We start from the raw sequence: 20737 nt of genomic DNA, 5'->3' as shown, positions 1-20737 counted from the left end.
CGCCCTTAATCTGAGCACGCTAACTATATCACTCTGCTCGTAGTGTTGCATCTAAAGTCGCATGCATTGCGCAAATCCGATCTCCGCCGGACGAAACTCTGCCGTGAAGCGAGAAATTTGCGTGGGCCAGGCACTTGTCGAGGCATGTCGGCTAAGACGTCAGTGGCTGGCGATGGTTCCGTATCTGATGACAGACAGGTGATAAAAAAGTGAATTTGGTGGCTGCATGGGTGAAAAAGTGTGCAAATCGGGCCGTTTTTGGCAGTTGAGGCACAATCCGGCGCTGCAAGAGGCGAGAAATGACGCGGCCTGATTGCAGAAGTTGCAGAGCGGCGTTGCAGGAAGTGTTGATGACGCAAATGTGCAAACGCGTGCATTATCTCGTTCGCAAAGAGAATCATTATTATTATTAATCTTGGGAACCCTCCGCTCATGACCGATCGCCTCTCTCCGTGCGTGGCAGCCAGCGCTTCCCGCGCCACTGCTTTCACTCCGCGTCCGCTGGTGGCAGCCATTGCGCTGCTGTGTGCCAGTACTGCCAATGCAGAGACGCTGCAGATGGACACGCTGCAGATCGAGGACGATCGCCTCAACGCGACCGCGGTCATCGATAGCGAAGAGATCGCACTGCATCAGGCGCATGATCTCAAGGATGTCTTCCGTGATACGCCGTCCGTCACCGTCGGCGGCACCACCGCCTCGTCGGAGATGATCTACGTGCGCGGTCTGGAAGACACCAACCTCAACATCAGCGTCGATGGTGCCAGCCAGAACGGCTACCTGTTCCACCACAGCTCCAGCTTCAACATCGAGCCGGAGCTGCTCAAGCGCGCTGAAGTCCAGGCCGGACCGGGCGCCGCCGACAATGGCCCCAACGCTCTGGGCGGCAGCATCAAGTTCGTCACCAAGGATGCCCAGGACCTGCTCGAGCCGGGTGAGACCTTCGGCGGCATGGTCAAGGGCAGCACCGAGTCCGCGGCAGATGCCGTCAAGGGCACGCTGTCCGTCTACGGTGAAGTCGCGCCGAACGCGGGCCTGCTGTTCTCGACCAGCGCACGCAACAGCGATGACTACCGCACCGGCGGCGGTGATGAAGAGGAAGGTACCGGCGGCCATCAGCGCAGCTACTTCGGCAAGTTCAGCCTGCTCGACCAGGGCGCGCACAGCCTGCGCATCAGTGCCGAGCACAACGAGGACAGCGGCATCTACTGCACGCGTCCCAACATGGAATGTCAGCCGTTCAACAACGTGAAGGTCGACACCGAGCTGAGCCGCGACACCTACACCGCCAACTATGACTTTGAGCCGGGCTCGCGTCTGGTGGACGTGCACACCAACGTCTTCCACACCAAGACCGAGCTGGACCGCACCACTGTCTCCACCGGCGCTGAGCTGAACGCCGATGTCGAGAGCTACGGCGGCGATCTGAACAACACCTTCCGTTTCGGCCCCGAGGACATGAACAACCGTCTGACGTTGGGTAGCGATTATGTCTACGACGAATCCAGCACCGGCAGCTTCGACGAGAAGGCCCGCAACCTCGCGCTCTACGCCCAGCACCGCATGACGCTTGGCGCGGTGGACCTGTCCTTCGGCGCGCGTGTCGATGACTACAAGACCGAATATGCCAATGGCGAGACGCTGGATGACACCGATGTCAGCCCGAACGCGAGCCTCAACTGGCGTGTCGGCGGCGGTGTCGAGCTGTTCACCGGCTACTCCACGGCAGTGCGCGGCAACAAGGGCCGTGAAGCCATCCTGGCCGACGATGGCGTCGGTGTCGGCGAGACGCTGACCGTCGAACCGGGTCTCGAGGCCGAGACCTCGCGCAGCACCGAAGTCGGCGCGCGCTGGAAGGGCAATGACCTCTTCACCCAGCGTGACCGCGCTGGCCTGGAAGTCACCTACTTCGATACCCACTTCGACAACTACATCACCGATGAGACCGTCGGCAGCGAAACCACCATCTACAACATGGAAGGCATCGTCACCAGCAAGGGTGTCGAGGCGCGTGCCACCTACGGCATCGGCGGCTGGGACATGACGCTGGGCTACCTGACCATGGACCTGGAAGACAATCAGGGCGAGACCGTGGTCGATGACATGGGCCTGGGCAACCAGACCGGTGATCGCTGGAGCCTGGACAACCGCTACACCTTCGTTGACCCGCAGATGACGATCGGCTGGACCGTGACCGCCTACGAGCGCCTCACCGACCTGCCGGATGATCAGAGCGAGCGCGCCGGTTACGCCACGCACGATGTCTACGCCAGCTGGGTGCCGCGCGACATGCAGGACCTGACCCTGACGGCCGGTATCTACAACCTGTTCGACAAGGAATATACCGACCAGAACACCTACTTCCTGGAACCCAACAGCGCACGCGGCATCACGACGGGCGCCATCACCAGTCCGGGGCGTGACGTGCGTCTGTCAGTGGCGTATCGCTTCTGATCAGAAGGCTCTGAACCCGCAAGTTCGCACCTGACAGGGATTCATCGCCAGCGATCGTGATCCAGGCTCGCAACGCAGGATGCTTCACTGGCAAGACCCTCGCAGCGCCATCGTGTTCTTCACGGTGGCGCTGTTTCGTTTGCGGGACGCACAGAAGGGCGGGGCTGCCAGCTCCTGCTGACTGCTGCCTGCGTCTCGCGGCCACGCTGTGCTATCGATTCATCAGACCAGGCCCGCCTGCTGCCTGCTGCCTGCGCCCCGCAGGCGCGCTGTGCTACCATCGCGACCAAATGTCGGAGAGCGTCTGCGCGACTCTTCGCACTGCACTCACGTTCCCGCCACTGGCGGGTGATCGTTCGAATAAGGAAGGATGCATGGCGCTTCTGAAGATTTTTGTCGGCACGATGTATGGCGGTTCACTGGATGTGGCCGAGCAGGTTCAGCCGTTGTTCGAGCAGGCCGGCTATACGGTCGAGGTGCTCGACCAGCCGACACTGGCTGACCTGACTGACGCGCGCCCTGATCTGGCGCTGTTCGTCACCTCCACTACCGGCAGTGGCGATGTGCCGGGCAACCTGACCGGCTTCCTCAATGCGCTGTCTGCCGAGTCCCCGGCGCTGGATTGGCTGCGTTACGGTCTGATCGCCCTGGGCGACAGCTCCTACGGCGAGACCTACTGTGGCGCGGGGCGTCATCTGGATGAGCGTCTGGCTGACCTGGGCGCCACGCGTCACGGCGAGCGCCTCGAGATCGACGCCATGGAAACCTTCATGGCCGACGACGCGGCGCTGCCGTGGGTCGAGAGCTGGATTCCGACCCTGCCGGCCACGGCCTGATCCTGCGGCGGTGGGCTGACCCGCCGCCTGCTTCTTCTGTTGTCCGTTCTTTCATCGAGACTGCTTCACATGCCGAAACTGAATCCTGATCATCCGCGTGCCCGCAACCTGACGCCGCAGCGCGTCTCCGTGCTGGCGGGTCTGGCGGTGGTAATGGTCGCCAATATTCCGCGTTTCCTGATCAGCGGCGAGAATACGCGTCTGATGCTGATCGTCGGCTTTGCCGTCGCCGTCAGCGCGCTGGGTATCTACATCTATCGCCAGCTGTCAGAGACCGCCAAGGCCAAGGTGCCGACGATGATGCGTCGTCTGCTGGTCTGGCTGGTGGTGGGGCTGGCGGCGATGGCGGCCTTCAACTTCGCCGCGCCGATGCTCAACCGCCCTCAGGAAGGTGCGCTTGAGGTGCTGGTCGATGGCCTGACACTGGGTCTGCTGGCGCATGTGATCAGCATGTGGATGCAGCGCCGCCGTGGTGAGGAAGGCTGAGCCTCGATTCTTGCGGCTCATGAGATGCTGTCAGCAAGATCTTCCCTACCAACAAGAACGCCCCGATCAGCGATGATCGGGGCGTTCTTGTGATGGCTTGTGCAGTGACGACACGCCTCAGCGTGTCATCACCGGGCCATTTACTTGCACAGGGTGTAACAGGGCACGTAATCGCTGCCTGGCAGCTTCATGCGGCCCTGGGCAACGAAGGAGGTGAGCAGGGCGTCGAGACGCTCCATCAGCTCGGCTTCGGCGGTCAGGCGGAAGGGCCCGTCGCGCTCGATCTCCTCGATGCCTTCCTTCTTGACGTTGCCGGCGACGATGCCCGAGAAGGCACGACGCAGGTTGGCCGCCAGTTCGTGCACCGGCTGGTTGCGGTGCAGCGCCAGGCCCGACATGTTGGCGTGGGTCGGCGCGAAGGGCTGCTGGAAGTGCGGGGCGATATGCAGGCGCCAGTTGTAGTAGAAGGCATCCTGATGCTGGCGACGGAATTCCGCCACCTCGTCGATGCCACCGCGCATGGTGCGTGCCACCTCGACCGGATTGTCGATGATGATGGTGTAGCGCGAGCGCGCTTCCTCGCCCAGGGTGTAGGCGATGAACTCGTCGATCTGCTTGAAGTACTCGGCGCTGGACGCCGGGCCGGTGAAGATGACCGGGAACGGCAGCTCGCTGTTTTCCGGGTGCAGCAGAATGCCGAGCAGATAGAGAATCTCCTCGGCGGTGCCCACGCCGCCCGGGAAGACGATGATGCCATGTGCGGTACGCACGAAGGCTTCAAGGCGCTTCTCGATGTCCGGCATGATGATCAGCTCATTGACGATCGGATTGGGCGATTCGGCGGCGATGATGCCCGGTTCCGAGATGCCCAGATAGCGACCTTCGGTGCGACGCTGCTTGGCATGCGCGACGTTGGCGCCCTTCATCGGGCCCTTCATGGCGCCCGGGCCACACCCGGTGCAGATGTCGAGATCACGCAGGCCGAGGTGGTAACCCACGTCCTTGGTGTACTCGTATTCCTCGCGGTTGATGGAGTGCCCACCCCAGCAGGTGACCAGACTCGGCTCACGCGAGGACTTCAGCGCCCCGGCGTTGCGCAGGATATGGAACACCGCATTGGTGGTGCCTTCGGTGGTCGTGAGATCGAAACGCGGAGTGTTCTGGATCTCGTTGGCCACATAGACGATGTCACGCAACACGCTGGAGAGATGCTCGCGAATGCCGCGGATCATCTTGCCGTCGACGAAGGCATCGCCGGGCGCATTGTCGAGCTTGAGGCGAATGCCGCGGTCCTGCTGCAGCACCTCGATCTCGAAATTCTTGTGTGCGTTGAGCACCGCGACGCTGTCATCGGTCTGGCTGCCGCAGTTGAGCACGGCCAGCGCACAGCGGCGCAGGATGTCATGCAACCCGTTGGAGGAGGTATCGCGCAGGCGATTGACCTCATCCTGGGAGAGCACTTCCAGGCTGCCTTCCGGCGAGATGATGGTCGAGACCAGCATGGAGCTGGCATCACGTGAATAGGTCGTCGCTTCGCTGGTGACAGAATTCATGACTGTCTTCCTTGTGTCAGGCGCCCACGGTGGTCTGGGCGCGTTTCCGGGCTTCTGCCCAGAGTTCAGCAATGCGCTCGCGGTCGTCCACGCTCATGCTGTCCTGGGCAAAGGCGTGCTGCATCCACTCTTCAAAGGTGGCGTCAAAGTCTTCCGCGACCACATCCTCGGGATCGTAATCGGCGTTTTCCAGCACCAGTTCCACCTGGGGAATCATGTACCCCAGCGGGAACAGGTCATTTTCGGCACAGTCGCTTTCCATGGCGAGCAGCGCCTTGTGAATGGCTTCGCCGCGTGCAGCCAGAGCATCAGACATCTAGAGCATCTCGTGTTTCGGGCCAGTCCGAAGATTGGCCAGGACAGGGGTAAAGCGCCGGGCCCTGGCGCGTCGCCGTGGCGTTGAACACGGCAGACGCAGCCAAGGTGGCAGCTGGCATTGTCCATGATGCTAACACGCGAGAGTGGCGGGGCGCAGCGCTGCGCATGGCGGCCAGCTCTGGTAGAATCATGTGCTTTGCGGGTCGGTGGCACCTGTGCAGACATGGCAGTTGCGTCATGCAGGTCGTCGCCGGCAACACGATGCGCCGAGTCGCGTCCCCCGTTCGTGAGTGGTCAGTGCCTTCATGTTCAACGCCCAGTATTTTCGTACCTTCATCACACTGGTGGAGACCGGCAGCTTTACCCATACCGCGCGCAAGCTGGAGATGACCCAGCCCGGCGTCAGCCAGCATATTCGCAAGCTGGAGCAGTATCTGGGCCGCTCGCTGCTCAATCGCCAGGGACGCAAGTTCTCGCTGACCGCAGCGGGGCGTCGCTGCTATGACTACTCCATCAAGCTGTTCGCCGAGCACACCCAGTTCATGCACTCGCTGGATGATGACTCCCCGGACAGCGGCGAATGTCGCGTGGCCAGCCCCTCAAGCGTCGGGCTGATGTTCTATCCGTTCACGCTGGGCTATCAGCAGCAGCACCCGGGGCTGACGGTCAGCTACAGCTTCGCCTTCAATTCCGAGATCGTGCAGGACGTGCTGGCGGGTCGCTTCGACCTGGGCATCGTCACCGAGCCGGTCAAGCATCCGGACCTGAACTTCGAGCTGTGGCATCAGGAGCCGCTGTGCCTGGTGGTGCCCGCTGATTTTGCCGGCAACAGCCTCAACGAGCTGATGGCGCTGGGCTTCATGAATTACGCCGATGGCGTCAACAATGCCAGTGCCTTGTTGCGTGAGAACTTCGCCGGCGAATTCCGCTCCATGAGCCACTTCCCGCAGCAGGGCTTCACCAACGATATCGGCATGGTGCTGGATGCCGTGGCGCGGGGTCTGGGCTTCACCGTCGTCTCGCGCACGGTGCTGGAAACCTCGCCGTGGCAGCGTCAGGTGCGCGAGATGCCGCTGACCGAAGCCGTCTACGAGAACCTCTACATCGTCACGCGTGACAATGCCGAGGTGCCGCGCCGCTACGAGCAGCTGCTGGGCGAATTCCGCCTGCAGCGTCGCAACACGCTCTACGGCTACGCCGATGCGCCGGAAAGCTTCGACAACATGGACTTCGACAGCATGGTGTAACGCCTCGCGTCATCACCTGCGCCTCCCGAAAGCCCGCTCCTCATGAGCGGGCTTTTTCGTGTCTCGCCGCCGCCATCTGCGCCGCGTGCTGCGTCGCTCTTTGTGCACCGCCTGGTTCCAGCCGCTGCCGCCGCCTTGCGACCAAGGCCTGATGCGGGGGCATCGTGCTGCGTGGGATGCTGAAAGCCAGCGCCTGGTGATTACAGACCTGTTTATTACAGCCCTGGCTATTTCAGGCTTGGCTATGCTTGGCTCAGTCAGCGTCTAGCCAGCGCCTTGTTTGCTCATTTCGTGGTGTCTTGCCCATCAGGAGGTTCTGCCGTCGTGTCTTCATCCGGTTCTCGCTCCAGTGTCACGCCTCATGCTCCGTCAGCCTCCGCAGCCTCCCCATCTCCCGAGGCATCAGCCGCGCCTGCCGCTTCAGCTGCATCAAGCGAGGTCTTCTCGCTGCTGGCGCGCATGGAGGTCGGCGAGCTGACCCCGGAGCAGCACGCCGAGGTCGCGCGTCGCTGTCGCTGGCCTGACTGGCAGTCGCGCCAGATGAGCGCCAGCCAGGCCGCCGAACTGATTCACGATGGCATGACGGTGGGCATGAGTGGCTTCACGCGGGCGGGGGAGGCCAAGGCTCTGCCGCTGGCGCTGGTCGAGAAGGCGCGCCGCGAGCCGTTCTCCATCACGCTGATGACCGGTGCCTCGCTGGGCAATGACCTTGACGGCCAGATGGCGGATGCCCACATGCTGGCGCGACGCATGCCGTTTCAGGTCGACCCGGTGCTGCGTCGCGCCATCAATGCCGGCGAAGTGATGTTCATGGACCAGCACCTGTCCGAGACGGTGGAGCTGTTGCGCAATCACCAGCTGAGCGACATGAATGTCGCGGTGATCGAGGCCAGCGCCATCACCGCCGATGGCGGCATCGTGCCGACCACCTCGGTGGGCAACTCGGCCAGCTATGCGATTCTCGCAGACAAGGTGATCATCGAGCTCAATCTCGAGTCGCCGGCGGCGCTTGAAGGGCTGCACGACATCTACATCCCGCAGATGCGCCCCAGTCGCCAACCGATTTCGGTGGTCGCGCCGGATTCGCGCATCGGCACGCCGTATATCCCGATGGACCCCGCCAGAATCGCCGCCATCGTGCTGACCCGCGGCAGTGACAGCCCCTCGACCTGCACGCCGCCGGATGACGGCACCCAACGCATGGCGGGCCATCTGGTCGAACTGCTCAAGCAGGAAGTCGCGCTGGGGCGCCTGACACCGGCATTGCTGCCGCTGCAGGCGGGCATCGGCAGCATGGCCAACGCGGTGATGAGTGGCTTGAAGGAAGGGCCCTTCGAGCACATGACCATGTACTCGGAGGTGTTGCAGGATTCCACCTTCGATCTGCTGGATGCCGGCAAGCTCGATTTCGCCTCCGGCTCCTCCATCACGGTCACCGAGGAGCGTGGCCGCACGCTGTGGAAGGACCTCGAACGCTATCGTGACCGCCTGATCCTGCGTCCGCAGGAACTGTCCAATCATCCGGGCATCGTGCGGCGCCTCGGCGTGATCGCGGTCAATACGGCGCTGGAATTCGACATCTACGGCAACGTCAATTCCACCCACGTCTGCGGCACGCGGATGATGAATGGCATCGGCGGTTCCGGCGATTTCGCGCGCAATGCCCAGCTCTCGGTGTTCATCACCAAGTCACTGGCCAAGGGTGGTGATATCTCGAGCGTGGTGCCGTTCGCCAGCCACGTGGACCACACCGAGCACGATGTCGACATCCTGGTCACCGAGCATGGGCTGGCGGATCTGCGCGGCCTGGCGCCACGCGAGCGGGCGGTGCAGGTGATCGAGAACTGCTCGGACCCGAGCTATCGCCCTGCGCTGCGCGCCTACTTCGAGGAGGCGTGCCAGCGTGGCGGCCATACGCCACATTGTCTGGAGCAGGCGCTGAGCTGGCATCGTGAGGTAGAGGTGAAGGGGCATATGCGCGCCATGCGCACGGCACCCGAGCCAAGCCCAAGTCTTGCAGGAGCGGCCCCGTCGCTGCCGGATGCCACTGCCTGAGATAGCACATCAGGCAGGGCACGTATGAGAGACAACCAGGACGAGCGCTGGCAGGCGGCCTACTGATCGAGGCCGTTTTCCAGGCGCTCGTCTTCGCATTCCGGGCTGCCCATCTCGTAATCGCGGCACAGCTGCGGGCGCCGGTCGTAGATGGTGCACATCAGCGTCTCGCGGTCGACGGCGGCACACCAGCCATCGTCGAGGCGGCGCATGACTTCGCCGCCCCATTCATCCTCGTCGATCAGGTAGTCCGGCACGCCGGTATCGGTGAGCAGGATAACCTCAAGCCGGCAGCAGCAGGCCTGGCAGTTGCTGCAGGCGATCTCGTGATTGGCGGGTGTCGCAGCGCCGGCAGTGGCCGGCGAGACGTCGGTAATCGGAATATTCATCGGGTCAGGGTCAGCCACAGTGAGTCAGGCGCCAACATCGGCACGCTTCAGCCGGCAGTGAAACACACTCACGCACGGATTACTTGTAGACCTTGTCGATGCCTTCCCAGTAAGTCTCGGGATCACGATCGCGCGTCATGTCATACAACTGATAGCGGCGGTTGAGGCGTGCGCCACCATCACGGGTCAGCGGTGCCCAGGCAAAGCCGGTGCTGCCCTTGCTGGAGGTGGTGAAGAAGGCATCCAGCGGGATGCTGACGTAGAGCCCCTTGTCGAAGCTACCCTCGCCGTAGTCATCGCCAGCATCGGTCAGAGTCGCCCAGGCGCCGATGCTGACCCCGTTGGAGAAGCTGCGCGACAGGTCCAGCGTCGCGCCGACATCACCGGCCAGATAGCGCCCCACCGAGCCCTTGACCAGCACATCGTGCCAGCCGGACTGCCAGTAGGCGGTGGCGTGACCGGTGGTGACCGAGTAGTCACGCAGGCCGAACTGCTGGTCGAACTCGCGCTGGCGGACGCGGTTGATGTCCAGCCCCAGTGCCAGCGAGCTGTTCATCGGGCGATAGAGCAGCTCGGCACCGACCCCGGCATACATCATCTCGAGAATGCCGCCGTAGGCCTGGGCGTACCAGTCGCGCCCGAACTGGTGGGTGCGGTTGTACTGCAGGCTGGTGATGCCCAGGTCGGTTTCCTTGATGTATTCCCCGACGTAGGTACGTACGCGCGGCAGCTCGGAATCGGCGATGTACTCGTAGCTGTCGAAGTTGTCGGCGAGCTGATAGGTCGCCACGCCGGTGAACCAGCCATTGCGGTCGGTACGCCACAGGGCGTCCAGCTGCAGGTTGAGCTGATAGAGGTAGCCATCGGGGCCGCCGAAGTTCTGCTTGAGGCTCGGCGAGAAGCCCCAGCTGAAGCCGAACGGCTCGCGCGCCAGCTTGACGCCATCTCCTGACGCCTGGCGTGCCGCATCATCGGCGCTATTGGGCGAGGTGGCACGGGGCGAGGCGGCATGGGCGGTGATGGAGTGCTCGTATTCGGCGCCGAAGCGACGGTCATTGGCGGCGGCCACGAAGGGCTGGCGCGGATGCTCATCTTCGCGCAGCGCCAGACCATTGCTGCTCAGGCGATAGCGGAAGGTGGTGATCTCGGCGGGCAGGCGGTTGTGCAGCACGCGGTTGGCACGGCCTTCGGCCTGCAGGTCATCGCGGAAGTGCGTCGCCTCGGCCTCGACGATCAGGGTGTCGCCCTCGACCCGCAGCTGTGACACCTCAAGTCCGCTCTGGGCACGCAGGGTATCGGCCAGCACGTCCCAGTCCACGTCGGCAAGACGCGGGAGATCTTCTGCCTGCGGGCCGTCAGTCGCGCCCGGCTCGAGCGGGGAGTCCGCGGGCGCGCCGCCGAACGAGTCGAGTGTCAGCAGGCGGCCTTGCTGATCCTTATTCGCTGATCGCTCCTTACCCGCTGACGGCTCTGCATACGCTGAGGGCTCTTCATGGGCTGAGGGCACTGCCGCCACGCCTGCCGGTTGGGTAGCGCTGGCGGTGTAGGCGGAGGGCGCCGTGCCCGAGGAGGCGTCCGCGTTGAGCGAGCGCACGCGGAAGGCCTCGGGTGTCTGGTCATTTCGATAACGGCTGTGGGTGCTGGGGGCGACCGCTTCCGGCGTGCCGTCGTCCTTGGCCTGGGCGAGCCCGGCTAGATTGGTCGACAGCGACAGCCCCAGCATGGCGGTGTTGCCTCGCTCCCAGCCGCCATGCAGCGACAGGTTGTCATTGACCTTGACGGTCGCGCCCAGATTGACCGGCGAGTCCTGCTCGATCTCCACCGTCAGTGGCTCGTCAGAATAGTCGTTGCCTTCGTATTCCAGCATCAGGGTCAGCGGGTCCCAGGGCGTCTGGTATTCGATGCCGCCGAAGACGGCCGGGCTGCCGCTGAACATGCTGCCGAGCTGGAAGTCGCCGCCGTCATCGCTGGTCGAGTCACTGCGCGTCTCGAGGCTGCTTCTCACCACTGCCAGCGGATTGCTGAAGTCGCCGCGCGTGCCCAGATAGCCCCAGCCGAGGCCCAGGCTGAAGTCGAGGTCGCCGTAGCGCTTGCTGGCGACCAGGTACTCGGAACTGAACAGGCCCGTACCGCCGAGATCTCGCAGGCCCACCGCGACTTCGGGCTGATAGCGGCCTTCCTGCAGCAGGCGGAACTTGGTGTCGAAGGATTTATCCAGGTAGTCGCGGTCCGGGGCGGCCGCGCCATAGCTGACGGTTTCCACCGAGACATAGCGAAAGCCCAGCTCCATCCAGTCGAAGGGCGCCGCATTGACGCTGAACCGCTTGTAGGGCTGGGTGCGGCTGTAGGTGAAGCTCAATTCGCCCTGGGGCGCAAAACGTGCCGTGGGCGTCTGCATCAGACCCACGCCACCGAAGTCGCTCTGGGATTCGCCGGTCGCCGCATGGGCGATCTGCGCGCCCAGCAATCCGCCCGCCATGCCGAGTGCCAGCCAGCCATTGCGTGCCAAGGCAGGGCGCTGCTCGGGGCGTGAGTGCGTAACGTGATTGGCAGGGCGAAAAGGACTCGACATGGGCGTCTCGCATGCACGCAAGCCAGCGGCTCACGTACGTGAATAAGGGATTGGGTTCGCGGTCAGGCGCAGTGTGCTGCGCCGGGGCAGCCTCGTCGGCTAGCGCGGGGACGTCGGCAGCTTCGCGGCGTCCAGCTGCCAGCTTTGGCAGGCATGGCCCGGCAGGCGGCTGGCAAGCCAGGCCGGTAACGCCTCGTTCACCCACTGCTGCGCGGTGTCGATGCCCGGCGTGCTGATCACCACGCTGGCACCGGGGGCGACGGGCAGGTCGGCGTCGCCGCTGGTCAGACGATTCCAGCTCGCCACCGGGCGGGTCAGCACCTGGCCCTGTGGCGTCACCAGGCTGACCTCGACGGCTGGCCCGATGCCGCCGGCAGCGGCGCGCTCATCGATCAGCGCGTCCAGACTGAGATTCGGCGTCCACTTGCGCTCGTGAACGCCGGTGGCGTCCAGAATCACCACGCTGCGCGGCGCCTGGCAGGCCCCGACCACCATGCCCGGGGCGATGCGGATCGCCTGCGGGCCATCGCGCATGTCGCGGCGCGGGTCGAGCTGACCGGGCAGGCGTGCCACCACGGCGTCAGTGTCCGGCGCGCGGCCCTGCTCGACATAGGCCTGCCAGGCCTGCAACGCCTCGGCGTAACGCGCCTGAGGGCTTTCGTCCTTCGCGCCGACGGCGTAGCGCGCCGCGATCAGTTCGAGCTCGGCGCTGACGCGGTTGGCCCGCGCGGCCATCTGCTGGCGAATCAGCGGCGTGCTGACGAAGCTATAGCGCCAATCCAGCGCTTTTGACGGCGCCAGGTCATCCCATTGCGCCTGCAGCACCTGACTGGCCAGCGGCGTGCTCGCGGCACTGAACGGCAGCGGGGTGTCAGCAGCGCTCGCCAGGGGCGCGGCCAGCAGTGCGCTCAGCCCGAGTGGCAGCAGGCCGGCGGCGCTGTTCAGACGGGCCAGCGATGACAGACGGGCCAGTGATGAGAAGACGGGGATCACCATGCCTTGGCGACCTCCCAACCGAACCGCGGACCATCGGGCCAGGCCGTCATGTCGGCCGCCCAGACGCGGTTCTCGTCGCGCCACAGGTCATTGCGCGTGGTGCTGCCGTCGTCCCAGCTCAGAATCTCGCGGCAGTGCTGCAGCGGCAGTTCTGCCAGCGGCAGCGAATAGGGGGCAGCGGCCTCGCATTCGAGTCGCGCCGTGGCCTCGTGTACCTGCATCACGGCGACGTCGTCCTGGCGCTGGCTGCCGGTGGAGGCGGCATCCTGACGCTCCAGCCGACGCGGGTAGGGGGACAGCGCACTGACACTGACCTGATAGGTCGTGCCACTGGCCATCAACCAGGCCGGACGCGCCAGAGCGCGCCCGGTAGTACTTTGCTCACGCCTGTCTGCCACATCACGCGCAAAGCCTGAAGTGGCGGACAGGACGCCATCGCGCAATTCGAGGATGCCGCGGTCGCGACTCTCGAAACGCGCGATGCGCCCATTGCCTTCCAGCGTCGCCAGAACCACCAGCGCGGTGCTGTTGGCATGCTTCAGCTTGAGAGAGGCATAGGGCAGCTCGCTGGCACGTGTGGCGTCAAACTCGTCCTTGCCCATCACGTCACCGAGCGAACTCGAGACGATCTGGGCACAGCCGGACAGCGACAACAGGCACGCGAGGGTGCCGAAGGCCGCCAACGACCTGCTGCGCAGAGCACGGGAGACCACCGAGGTAGCCGCCGTGCCCCGCGCAGGGCTTGAGAACGTGAAGCGTTGCGTCGCACGTGCCGTCTTCATCAGCGAGTCCCGGTTGAACCAGTGGTGCCGGTTGTCCCGGTGGTACCGGTCGTGCCGGTGCCGCCGCCGACGGTGCCGGTGGCCGCACCTGCAGCGACGCTGCCGCTGCTGGCGCTCGGCGTCACGCTGCCGGTGGCATTCTGGCTGGCAGTACCGGTGCCGGCTGCGCTACCTGTCGGCACAGTGCCGGTAGTGCCAGTGGTGCCAGTTGTACCGGTGGTACCAGTAGTCCCGGTCGTGCCGGTGGTCCCAGTCGTGCCGGTCGTGCCGGTGGTACCAGTCGTGCCGGTCGTGCCGGTGGTCCCAGTCGTACCAGTGGTGCCGGTAGTCCCAGTCGTACCAGTCGTACCAGTCGTGCCGGTCGTACCGATAGTGCCAGTCGCACCCTGAGGCGCTTCTTCTTCCGCGATGGCATTGCCAGCGAGAAGCAGGGCACCTGTCAGGCCGATGATGGCTCCGAGATGTGTCTTGCGCATGGATAACTCTCCTTGATGAGCATTGTCGGCGGTCAGCCGACCAGGGAGGGATGTCAGACCACGACGTGATGACTCAAGGACTGAGGCATCGGCGTCGAGGCTGCCAGCAGATGCTGGCGATCATCCAACCTGCTGCTGAAGATATCGATAGAGGAGAAGAGCGCCGTCCCTGACACCATCCCTGGCATCCTCCGTGGCGCGACCTCGTCTTGAGGTGTTCCTGTCATGACCGTATTCCCTGGTCATGCGCTTGCCGAAATTCATCGTTGCGCCTTGCTGTCTGCGCCTGACAGTCCTGTCAGGTGCAGCCGCTGAGCGGTTGATGCAGGAAGTCCTTCTCCGCACAGACACAAAGCCGATGAGTCACGGCAAAGCGAGGCTCATGTTAACGAGAATATGTGAACTGTCTAGCGTGAAGCCTTGCGTATTATTCGCGTTGATCGCTTGAGGATTATTTATGTAAAAAAGAGTAATTTTGGTGTGGATGATTGGCGACGTGACTGTCGATATTCCACCGGGCGCTACGCCAGACGGGGTCCGCGTGGTGACTGGAATCCTGCGCTTGAGTGTGTCGCATTGCCGACGAAATGGGGCTTGGGGTGTCTGCCATCGGCAACGCGCCTTTCGTGGAAGTGGCGACATCGAGCGTACTTGCGGTGCTACAAACCAATGTTTTTATTGGATTTTTGTAACAGAGCGCTGATTGGCGGGAGGCGTGTATCAGGTAAAATGCACGGCAGACAGGGTTTGGTCACCTTGCCAAAAACGCCACGAATGGCGTGATCCAAAGCACGGCGATGCCACGGCATTGGTGTTACTGATTCAGCGGCAGATCCTCTGGCAGCTCCATGGGTAGTGGGCTGTGGTCGAAAGAGGTGTGCCGAATTTCGGTAAAAAAACTACAGAAGGTTTGCTCTGCAATGGCGCTGAAGATATTGCCCAAATGACAGCAAGAGTGGCATGAAGGCCGCCATGCAGAGAGTGGTGTCAGAGCCGCAAGTGGAAAGCACATTGAATGCATCTACTGTCTGAGCATCGTCGGTTGCGGTTCAGGGTCGTGTTTCGTACATCTTGAACGATGCGCCTACATTCTGACTGGGGATGACGGCGGGATATGACAAGCCATGTGCATGATTCATATGGCGGAAATATCGCTGTAAGCGTTGCGGATCACACTGGCGCAGCGTGAATGAAGTCGCGGCGGCCAGTCCCAAGACGCCAGACGCAAGACACCGAGACCGCCAGGGTCCGGTACCTAAATGCACGAGGGCCCACCCTCGGCAGCCGCGTGACATCCAGGCAAGGCCGGCGACACGCATGACGCAGCAGGAACTGAAGACGTTATCGAATCCATCCCGGCGGCCATGTGCGGCGGGGGAAGGCGCGATGATCATGGCACTGGGGTGCCAGTTCATCGGGCCTGTCGACTCAACGGACTTCAGATGAAAAATGCACTGATAGCACGACTTCTGGGCGCCAGCTTGAGCATCGGCGCCCTCACCGGGCTCGCCGGGTGCGTCTTCGCCCCCGGTGGCAACATCGACTACGACACCAGCGCTGCGCCGGTGGACGACATCGTCGATGTGGAACCGATCACCTTTGGCCTGATCAAGGCCCAGGCGCGCGCAGACGCCGAATCACGCCAGTCCAGTGGCGATGACAGGCAGCGTCGTGAGCTTGAAAAGGCGCTGGCCCAGGAGCTCAACAGCAGCACGCGCGCCAGTCTGGCACCGGACTATCAGTACCGTGTCGGCCCCGGCGACATCCTGACCATCATCGTCTATGACCATCCCGAGCTGACCTTGCCGACGGGTTCCGAGCGCAGTGCGCAGGAAGCCGGCAACGTCGTGCACGCCGATGGCACTCTGTTCTATCCCTATGTCGGTCGCGTCAAGGTCAGTGGCATGACGCTGGACCAGATTCGCCGTGATCTCGGCGAGAAGCTGCAGCCCTATCTCAACGCGCCGCAGATCGACGTCAAGGTCGCCGCCTTCCGCAGCCAGAAGGTGCGGATCACCGGCGAGGTCCAGTCTCCCGGCGTGCAACCGATCAGCGATGTGCCGCTGAGCCTGCTGGACGCCATCGCGGCGGCGGGTGGTCTGTCCGAAGACGCCGATTGGCACAACGTGGTGCTCAAGCGCAATGGCGAAGAGACCACCATCTCCCTCTATGAGCTGCTGGCCGAGCGCAATGGCGCCAACGATGAGGCGGGCAATGACCGCCTGCTCAAGGATGGCGACACCCTCTACGTGCCGGACGTCGGTACCCAGAAGGTGTTCGTGATGGGCGAGGTGGACAAGTCCATCAGCCTGCCGCTGGGCAGAAGCCCGATCTCGCTGACCGATGCCATCGCGCGTGCCGGCGGTATCAAGGAAAACTCCGCCGATGCGTCGGGCATCTTCGTCATCCGTCGTGATCGTGAAGACCCCGAGAAGCTGGCCACCGTCTATCAGCTGGATGCGCGCAATTCCACGGCGCTGATTCTGGGCGCGGACTTCGGCCTCAAGCCGCAGGACGTCGTCTATGTCACCGCCGCACCGGTCTCGCGCTGGAACCGTGTGATTAGCCAGCTGCTGCCGACGGTGAGTTCCATCTACTACAGCACCGAAATCCAGGACAACCTCGATACCCTCGGCCAGTAAGGCGAGGGGTCGTCAAGGCGTCCCTGCCCGGCACCGCCGTGGCCGGGCAGGACACCAGGAGAGTGACCCAACGATGTCGAACCGCAATTCCCACACCACGCGTCAGGCCTCGGCCAGCGAGTCGTCAAGCGTGCCTGCGCGCACCAGTCTTGATCTCGGCCGCATGCTGGGCCAGCTGTATGACAGCCGTCTGACGCTGGCGCTGATCACCGGCACCTTCACCGTGCTGGCGGTGCTCTACGCGCTGCTGGCCACTCCGATCTACAAGGCCGATGCGCTGGTGCAGGTCGAGGAGGGCGGCGGCAACATGAACCCGCTGCGTGATGTCTCCAGCCTGCTGCGTGGCGAGGCGCCACCGTCCGAGTCCGAGATCCAGATCATCACCTCACGCCTGGTGCTGGGCGATACGGTCAAGAAGGAGCAGCTGGATCTGGTGGTCAAGCCGTATCAGTACCCGCTGATCGGCACCTTCCTGCGTACCCACGAATTCGCGCGTCCGAGCTGGCTTGCCGGGTCCAGCATGGTCTGGGCAGGCGAGTCGATCGACGTGGCCAGCCTGGAAGTGCCGGCGGCCTGGGACGATGTGCCGCTGACGCTGGTGTCGCTGGGAGAGGGTGGTGAGTATGAATTGCAGTACGACGGCGATGCGCTGGGCACCGGTGTGGTCGGCGAAGCCTCACGCTTCGATGGCCCGCTGGGCGAGGTGACGCTCAATGTCAGCGCACTGGACGCGGCCAGGGGCGCTGAATTCACGCTGATGCATCAGTCGACCCTGGAAGCGACCAACGCGCTGCGTTCACGCTTCGCGGTGGCCGAGATGGGCAAGGAAACCGGGGTGCTGGGCCTGGCGCTGGTCGGCGAAGACCCGCTGCGTACCCAGCAGACCCTGCAGCGCATCACCGATACCTACAAGCAGCAGAACATCGAGCGTCAGTCCGCCGAAGCCGAGAAGTCGCTCGAGTTTCTCAAGAAGCAGGTGCCGACGGTACGTGAGCGCCTCGAAGTGGCCGAGAACCGTCTCAATGCTTATCGCGGCAAGAGCGATAGCGTGAATCTGGATCTCGAGACCAAGTCGGTGCTCGAGCAGCTGGTCAATATCGACAATCAGATCAATGAGACCCAGCTGGAAGAAGCGGAGCTGTCCGGCAAGTTCAATCCCAGTCATCCCAACTACGTGGCGCTGCGAAAGAAGCGTGCGGACCTGCAGCGCACCCGCAAGGAGCTGGAGAAGCAGGTCGGTGACTTGCCGGACACCCAGCAGGAAATCCTGCGTCTGGAGCGTGAGGTCGAGGTCAATCAGCAGATCTACGTGCAGCTACTCAACAAGACCCAGGAAATGAACATCGCCCAGGCCAGCACCATCGGCAATATCCGCATTCTGGACGAGGCCGTCGCACAGCCGCATCCGATCAGCCCGCGCAAGGCGATGATCGTGGTGATCGCGACCCTGCTGGGCGGCATGCTCGGGGTGGTCTTCGTGCTGCTGCGCTCCATGCTGCATCGCGGTATCGAGACGCCGTCGGAGCTTTCTGATCTGGGTCTCAATGTCCACGCGACCCTGCCGCTCTCCGAAGAGCAGGCACGCCTTAATCGTCGTCTGGCGCGTGGCTTCAAGCGCTTCACCGGGCGCGGTGTCGCCGCAGCGGCCAATGACAATGTCGCGCCGGGGCTGCTGGCGATCCGCAATCCGGCGGATCTCTCCATCGAGGGCCTGCGCGGTCTGCGCACCAGCCTGCATTTCGCGATGATGGAAGCCCCCGACAATCGCCTGATGATCTGTGGCCCGAGCCCGGGCATCGGCAAGAGCTTCGTGTCCGCCAACCTGGCCGCCGTCTGTGCCCAGGCCGGCAATCGGGTGCTGGTCATCGATGCCGACATGCGCCGTGGCCATGTTCACCAGAGCATGGCGGGTGTCCAGCACAGCGACGCCGCGCCGGGCCTGAGCGACTTCCTGCTCGGCAAGGCCGACCGCGACAGCATCGTGCGTGGCATCACCGATCCGAGTCTGGCGATGTCCGAGACCGCCGCTGCGGCGCTTGGCGAAGGGGTGGCCGCCAACGGCGCGCCAAGCAACCTGTGCTACGTGGCACGCGGCACCTCGCCCTCCAATCCGTCGGAGCTGCTGTTGCAGTCACGCTTCAGCGACCTGCTGACGTGGGCCAGCGCCAACTTCGACATGGTCATCGTCGATACACCGCCGATCCTGGCCGTCACCGATGCCGCCATCGTCGGCAAGCAGTGCGGTGTCAGCGTGATGGTGACGCGCTTCATGCATAACTCGCCCAAGGAAATCGAAGCGGCGCTGGAGCGCTTCGCCTCCAGTGGCGTGCACGTCGATGGCGCGATTCTCAATGCCGTCGAGCGCAAGGCCACCACGACCTACAGCTACGGTTACAGCTATCACGATTATCAGTATCAGGGTGGCGCCAAGGGTTAGCGGCCACTTGCATTAGAGCCCGCGAACCCGATGTCTGAGACTGCGTGCCTCGTTGGCAGTGGGGATCGGCAGTCGAGGCGAGAGCCGAGGCAGTACGGGTGAAGCATCGGGTAGCACGCCGTCGAGCGACGGCACCAGCGGCTCCGAGCGTGATGAACGGAACCACAACACGAACGCAAGCCAAGGGGGTAACGGCATATGAATACCACGACGAACCATGCAAGCTCCGGGCTGGAAGGGCGTCAGCGCCACTCCCGCATGTACGAGCGACTGATGTTCAACTCGCTGTGTCAGGCTATCGTCGGTCTGATTCTGGCAGTGGGTATCCCGCTGCTGCTGATCAATGGCCTGCGCCCGTGGGTCAGCGAGATGCGTATGCACAGTGTCATCGCCGCCAGCGGCGGCTTCCTGCTCGCATTGCAGGCGATTCGTCACATGGCGCGCTACCCCGGCGCCAAGGCCTTCGCCTACGTGCTGCCGGCCATCACCATCAGCTATCTGCTGGCGATGAGCGTGCTGATCGCGCTGGATCTGCGCTTCAGCCGCCTCGTGCTCGGCAGCTCGTGGCTGGCGGCGATGCTGATCTGCTCCATCGGCTTCTGGGCCGAGCAGCGCACCCGCATCCGCAAGCTGGCCGTGGTGCCCTTCGGTGACTATCGCAGCCTGTTCACCACCCGTGGGGCACGCTGGAACCTGATGCGCGCGCCGGACCTGGGCGAAGAGCGCTACAACGGCGTGGTCGCCGACCTGGAAGCCGAGATGCCGGCAGAATGGCAGCGTTTCCTGGCCAACTGCGTGCTGCATCGCATTCCGGTCTATGACGCCAGCGAAGTCCGCGAGTCGCTGACCGGTCGTGTCGAGCTCGATCAGGTGCGTGAGAACAGCTTCGGTCAGTTGGCCCCCAACAGTGAATATGAGCTGTTCAAGCGTCTGTTCGACATGCTGGCCGTGCTCGCCGTGGCACCGTTCGTGCTGCCGATCTGCCTGGTGACCGCCGTGCTGATCCGTCTCGATTCGCCGGGTGGCGTGTTCTTCGTCCAGGAGCGTGTCGGCCAGGGCGGTCGTCCGTATCGCATGTTCAAGTTCCGTAGCATGTGCCACGACAGCGAGAAGACCGGCGCCCAGTTCGCCCAGGCCAATGACATGCGCGTGACCCGCATCGGTCGCGTGATCCGCAAGACCCGCATCGATGAGCTGCCGCAGTTCATCAACGTGCTCAAGGGCGAGATGAGCCTGATCGGCCCGCGTCCGGAGCAGGTCAAGTTCGTGAACGAATTCGCCGAACAGATTCCGTTCTACAACTACCGTCACGTGGTGCGTCCGGGCATCACCGGCTGGGCACAGGTCACCCAGGGCTATGCCTCTGACGCCGACGAGACCCGCGAGAAGCTCGAGCACGACTTCTACTACATCAAGCGCTTCTCCGTGTGGCTCGATCTGCTGATCGTCGGCCGTACCATCAAGACCATGCTGACCGGCTTCGGGGCACGCTGA

Annotated in this window: 15 protein-coding genes; 8 read left to right on the top strand and 7 right to left on the bottom strand. The window is 63.6% G+C overall.

The genetic code is table 11. The annotated features are described in order from the left end of the window. The first annotated feature begins 432 nt into the window (after positions 1–432). The 3 genes from R2R70_RS13245 (at position 433) to R2R70_RS13235 (ending at position 3776) form a co-directional block, all read left to right on the top strand. Positions 433–2454 (top strand): TonB-dependent receptor domain-containing protein, encoded by a 2022-nt coding sequence (locus R2R70_RS13245; protein WP_410978261.1) that lies wholly within the window; start codon positions 433–435, stop codon positions 2452–2454. A gap of 374 nt (positions 2455–2828) precedes the next feature. Continuing rightward, positions 2829–3290 carry a flavodoxin domain-containing protein gene (locus tag R2R70_RS13240; protein WP_043334117.1) on the top strand — a complete coding sequence of 154 codons (462 nt, stop codon included), beginning with the start codon at positions 2829–2831 and terminating at the stop codon, positions 3288–3290. A gap of 69 nt (positions 3291–3359) precedes the next feature. Continuing rightward, a complete protein-coding gene (locus R2R70_RS13235) occupies positions 3360–3776 on the top strand; it encodes a hypothetical protein (protein WP_215823176.1) in 417 nt (138 codons plus the stop codon). 140 nt (positions 3777–3916) lie between these two features. Here R2R70_RS13235 and ppnN read toward each other — a convergent pair whose 3' ends face one another. Both ppnN and R2R70_RS13225 read right to left on the bottom strand, forming a co-directional pair. Then, positions 3917–5329: a nucleotide 5'-monophosphate nucleosidase PpnN gene (gene ppnN / locus R2R70_RS13230; protein ID WP_277876238.1), complete on the bottom strand. Its 1413-nt coding sequence runs from the start codon at positions 5327–5329 to the stop codon at positions 3917–3919. Positions 5330–5345: 16 nt separating this feature from the next. Continuing rightward, positions 5346–5645: a hypothetical protein gene (locus tag R2R70_RS13225; RefSeq protein WP_043334118.1), complete on the bottom strand. Its 300-nt coding sequence runs from the start codon at positions 5643–5645 to the stop codon at positions 5346–5348. A gap of 307 nt (positions 5646–5952) precedes the next feature. Between R2R70_RS13225 and R2R70_RS13220 the strand changes: the two genes are divergently transcribed. After that, positions 5953–6894: a LysR family transcriptional regulator gene (locus tag R2R70_RS13220; RefSeq protein ID WP_043334148.1), complete on the top strand. Its 942-nt coding sequence runs from the start codon at positions 5953–5955 to the stop codon at positions 6892–6894. Positions 6895–7218: 324 nt separating this feature from the next. Continuing rightward, positions 7219–8949 carry an acetyl-CoA hydrolase/transferase family protein gene (locus R2R70_RS13215; RefSeq protein ID WP_410978260.1) on the top strand — a complete coding sequence of 577 codons (1731 nt, stop codon included), beginning with the start codon at positions 7219–7221 and terminating at the stop codon, positions 8947–8949. Positions 8950–9008: 59 nt separating this feature from the next. Here R2R70_RS13215 and R2R70_RS13210 read toward each other — a convergent pair whose 3' ends face one another. The 5 genes from R2R70_RS13210 to R2R70_RS13190 form a co-directional block, all read right to left on the bottom strand. Next, a complete protein-coding gene (locus R2R70_RS13210) occupies positions 9009–9338 on the bottom strand; it encodes a YkgJ family cysteine cluster protein (RefSeq protein WP_054556269.1) in 330 nt (109 codons plus the stop codon). Positions 9339–9417: 79 nt separating this feature from the next. Further along, positions 9418–11910: a YjbH domain-containing protein gene (locus R2R70_RS13205; RefSeq protein ID WP_410978259.1), complete on the bottom strand. Its 2493-nt coding sequence runs from the start codon at positions 11908–11910 to the stop codon at positions 9418–9420. 99 nt (positions 11911–12009) lie between these two features. Further along, positions 12010–12906 carry a hypothetical protein gene (locus R2R70_RS13200; protein ID WP_410978258.1) on the bottom strand — a complete coding sequence of 299 codons (897 nt, stop codon included), beginning with the start codon at positions 12904–12906 and terminating at the stop codon, positions 12010–12012. Next, a complete protein-coding gene (locus R2R70_RS13195; RefSeq protein ID WP_410978257.1) occupies positions 12900–13688 on the bottom strand; it encodes a YjbF family lipoprotein in 789 nt (262 codons plus the stop codon). The genes R2R70_RS13200 and R2R70_RS13195 overlap by 7 nt, the downstream gene beginning before the upstream one ends. Further along, positions 13688–14164, bottom strand: coding sequence for a hypothetical protein (locus R2R70_RS13190; protein ID WP_410978256.1), 477 nt, complete (start codon positions 14162–14164; stop codon positions 13688–13690). The genes R2R70_RS13195 and R2R70_RS13190 overlap by 1 nt, the downstream gene beginning before the upstream one ends. Before the next feature lie 1442 nt (positions 14165–15606). Here R2R70_RS13190 and R2R70_RS13185 point away from each other — a divergent pair. From R2R70_RS13185 to R2R70_RS13175, 3 genes are all read left to right on the top strand, one after another. Beyond that, complete coding sequence (locus tag R2R70_RS13185) at positions 15607–16806, top strand: polysaccharide export protein (protein WP_410978255.1); 1200 nt, start codon at positions 15607–15609, stop codon at positions 16804–16806. A gap of 73 nt (positions 16807–16879) precedes the next feature. Then, positions 16880–19243: a GNVR domain-containing protein gene (locus R2R70_RS13180; protein ID WP_410978254.1), complete on the top strand. Its 2364-nt coding sequence runs from the start codon at positions 16880–16882 to the stop codon at positions 19241–19243. 198 nt (positions 19244–19441) lie between these two features. Beyond that, positions 19442–20737, top strand: a complete 1296-nt coding sequence (locus R2R70_RS13175; RefSeq protein ID WP_410978253.1) for a sugar transferase — start codon at positions 19442–19444, stop codon at positions 20735–20737.

The sequence above is a fragment of the Cobetia sp. SIMBA_158 genome (assembly GCF_046566945.1).
GTDB classification, from domain to species: domain Bacteria; phylum Pseudomonadota; class Gammaproteobacteria; order Pseudomonadales; family Halomonadaceae; genus Cobetia; species Cobetia amphilecti.
Note: the sequence above shows the minus strand (reverse complement) of the source record. Positions and strands in the feature narration are given on the sequence as shown.

Coding starts and splice junctions, on each gene's coding strand:
- R2R70_RS13245 (WP_410978261.1), top strand. CDS start 433: ATGACCGATCGCCTCTCTCCGTGCGTGGCAGCCAGCGCTTCCCGCGCC.
- R2R70_RS13240 (WP_043334117.1), top strand. CDS start 2,829: ATGGCGCTTCTGAAGATTTTTGTCGGCACGATGTATGGCGGTTCACTG.
- R2R70_RS13235 (WP_215823176.1), top strand. CDS start 3,360: ATGCCGAAACTGAATCCTGATCATCCGCGTGCCCGCAACCTGACGCCG.
- ppnN (WP_277876238.1), bottom strand. CDS start 5,329: ATGAATTCTGTCACCAGCGAAGCGACGACCTATTCACGTGATGCCAGC.
- R2R70_RS13225 (WP_043334118.1), bottom strand. CDS start 5,645: ATGTCTGATGCTCTGGCTGCACGCGGCGAAGCCATTCACAAGGCGCTG.
- R2R70_RS13220 (WP_043334148.1), top strand. CDS start 5,953: ATGTTCAACGCCCAGTATTTTCGTACCTTCATCACACTGGTGGAGACC.
- R2R70_RS13210 (WP_054556269.1), bottom strand. CDS start 9,338: ATGAATATTCCGATTACCGACGTCTCGCCGGCCACTGCCGGCGCTGCG.
- R2R70_RS13205 (WP_410978259.1), bottom strand. CDS start 11,910: ATGTCGAGTCCTTTTCGCCCTGCCAATCACGTTACGCACTCACGCCCC.
- R2R70_RS13200 (WP_410978258.1), bottom strand. CDS start 12,906: ATGGTGATCCCCGTCTTCTCATCACTGGCCCGTCTGTCATCGCTGGCC.
- R2R70_RS13195 (WP_410978257.1), bottom strand. CDS start 13,688: ATGAAGACGGCACGTGCGACGCAACGCTTCACGTTCTCAAGCCCTGCG.
- R2R70_RS13190 (WP_410978256.1), bottom strand. CDS start 14,164: ATGCGCAAGACACATCTCGGAGCCATCATCGGCCTGACAGGTGCCCTG.
- R2R70_RS13185 (WP_410978255.1), top strand. CDS start 15,607: ATGAAAAATGCACTGATAGCACGACTTCTGGGCGCCAGCTTGAGCATC.
- R2R70_RS13180 (WP_410978254.1), top strand. CDS start 16,880: ATGTCGAACCGCAATTCCCACACCACGCGTCAGGCCTCGGCCAGCGAG.
- R2R70_RS13175 (WP_410978253.1), top strand. CDS start 19,442: ATGAATACCACGACGAACCATGCAAGCTCCGGGCTGGAAGGGCGTCAG.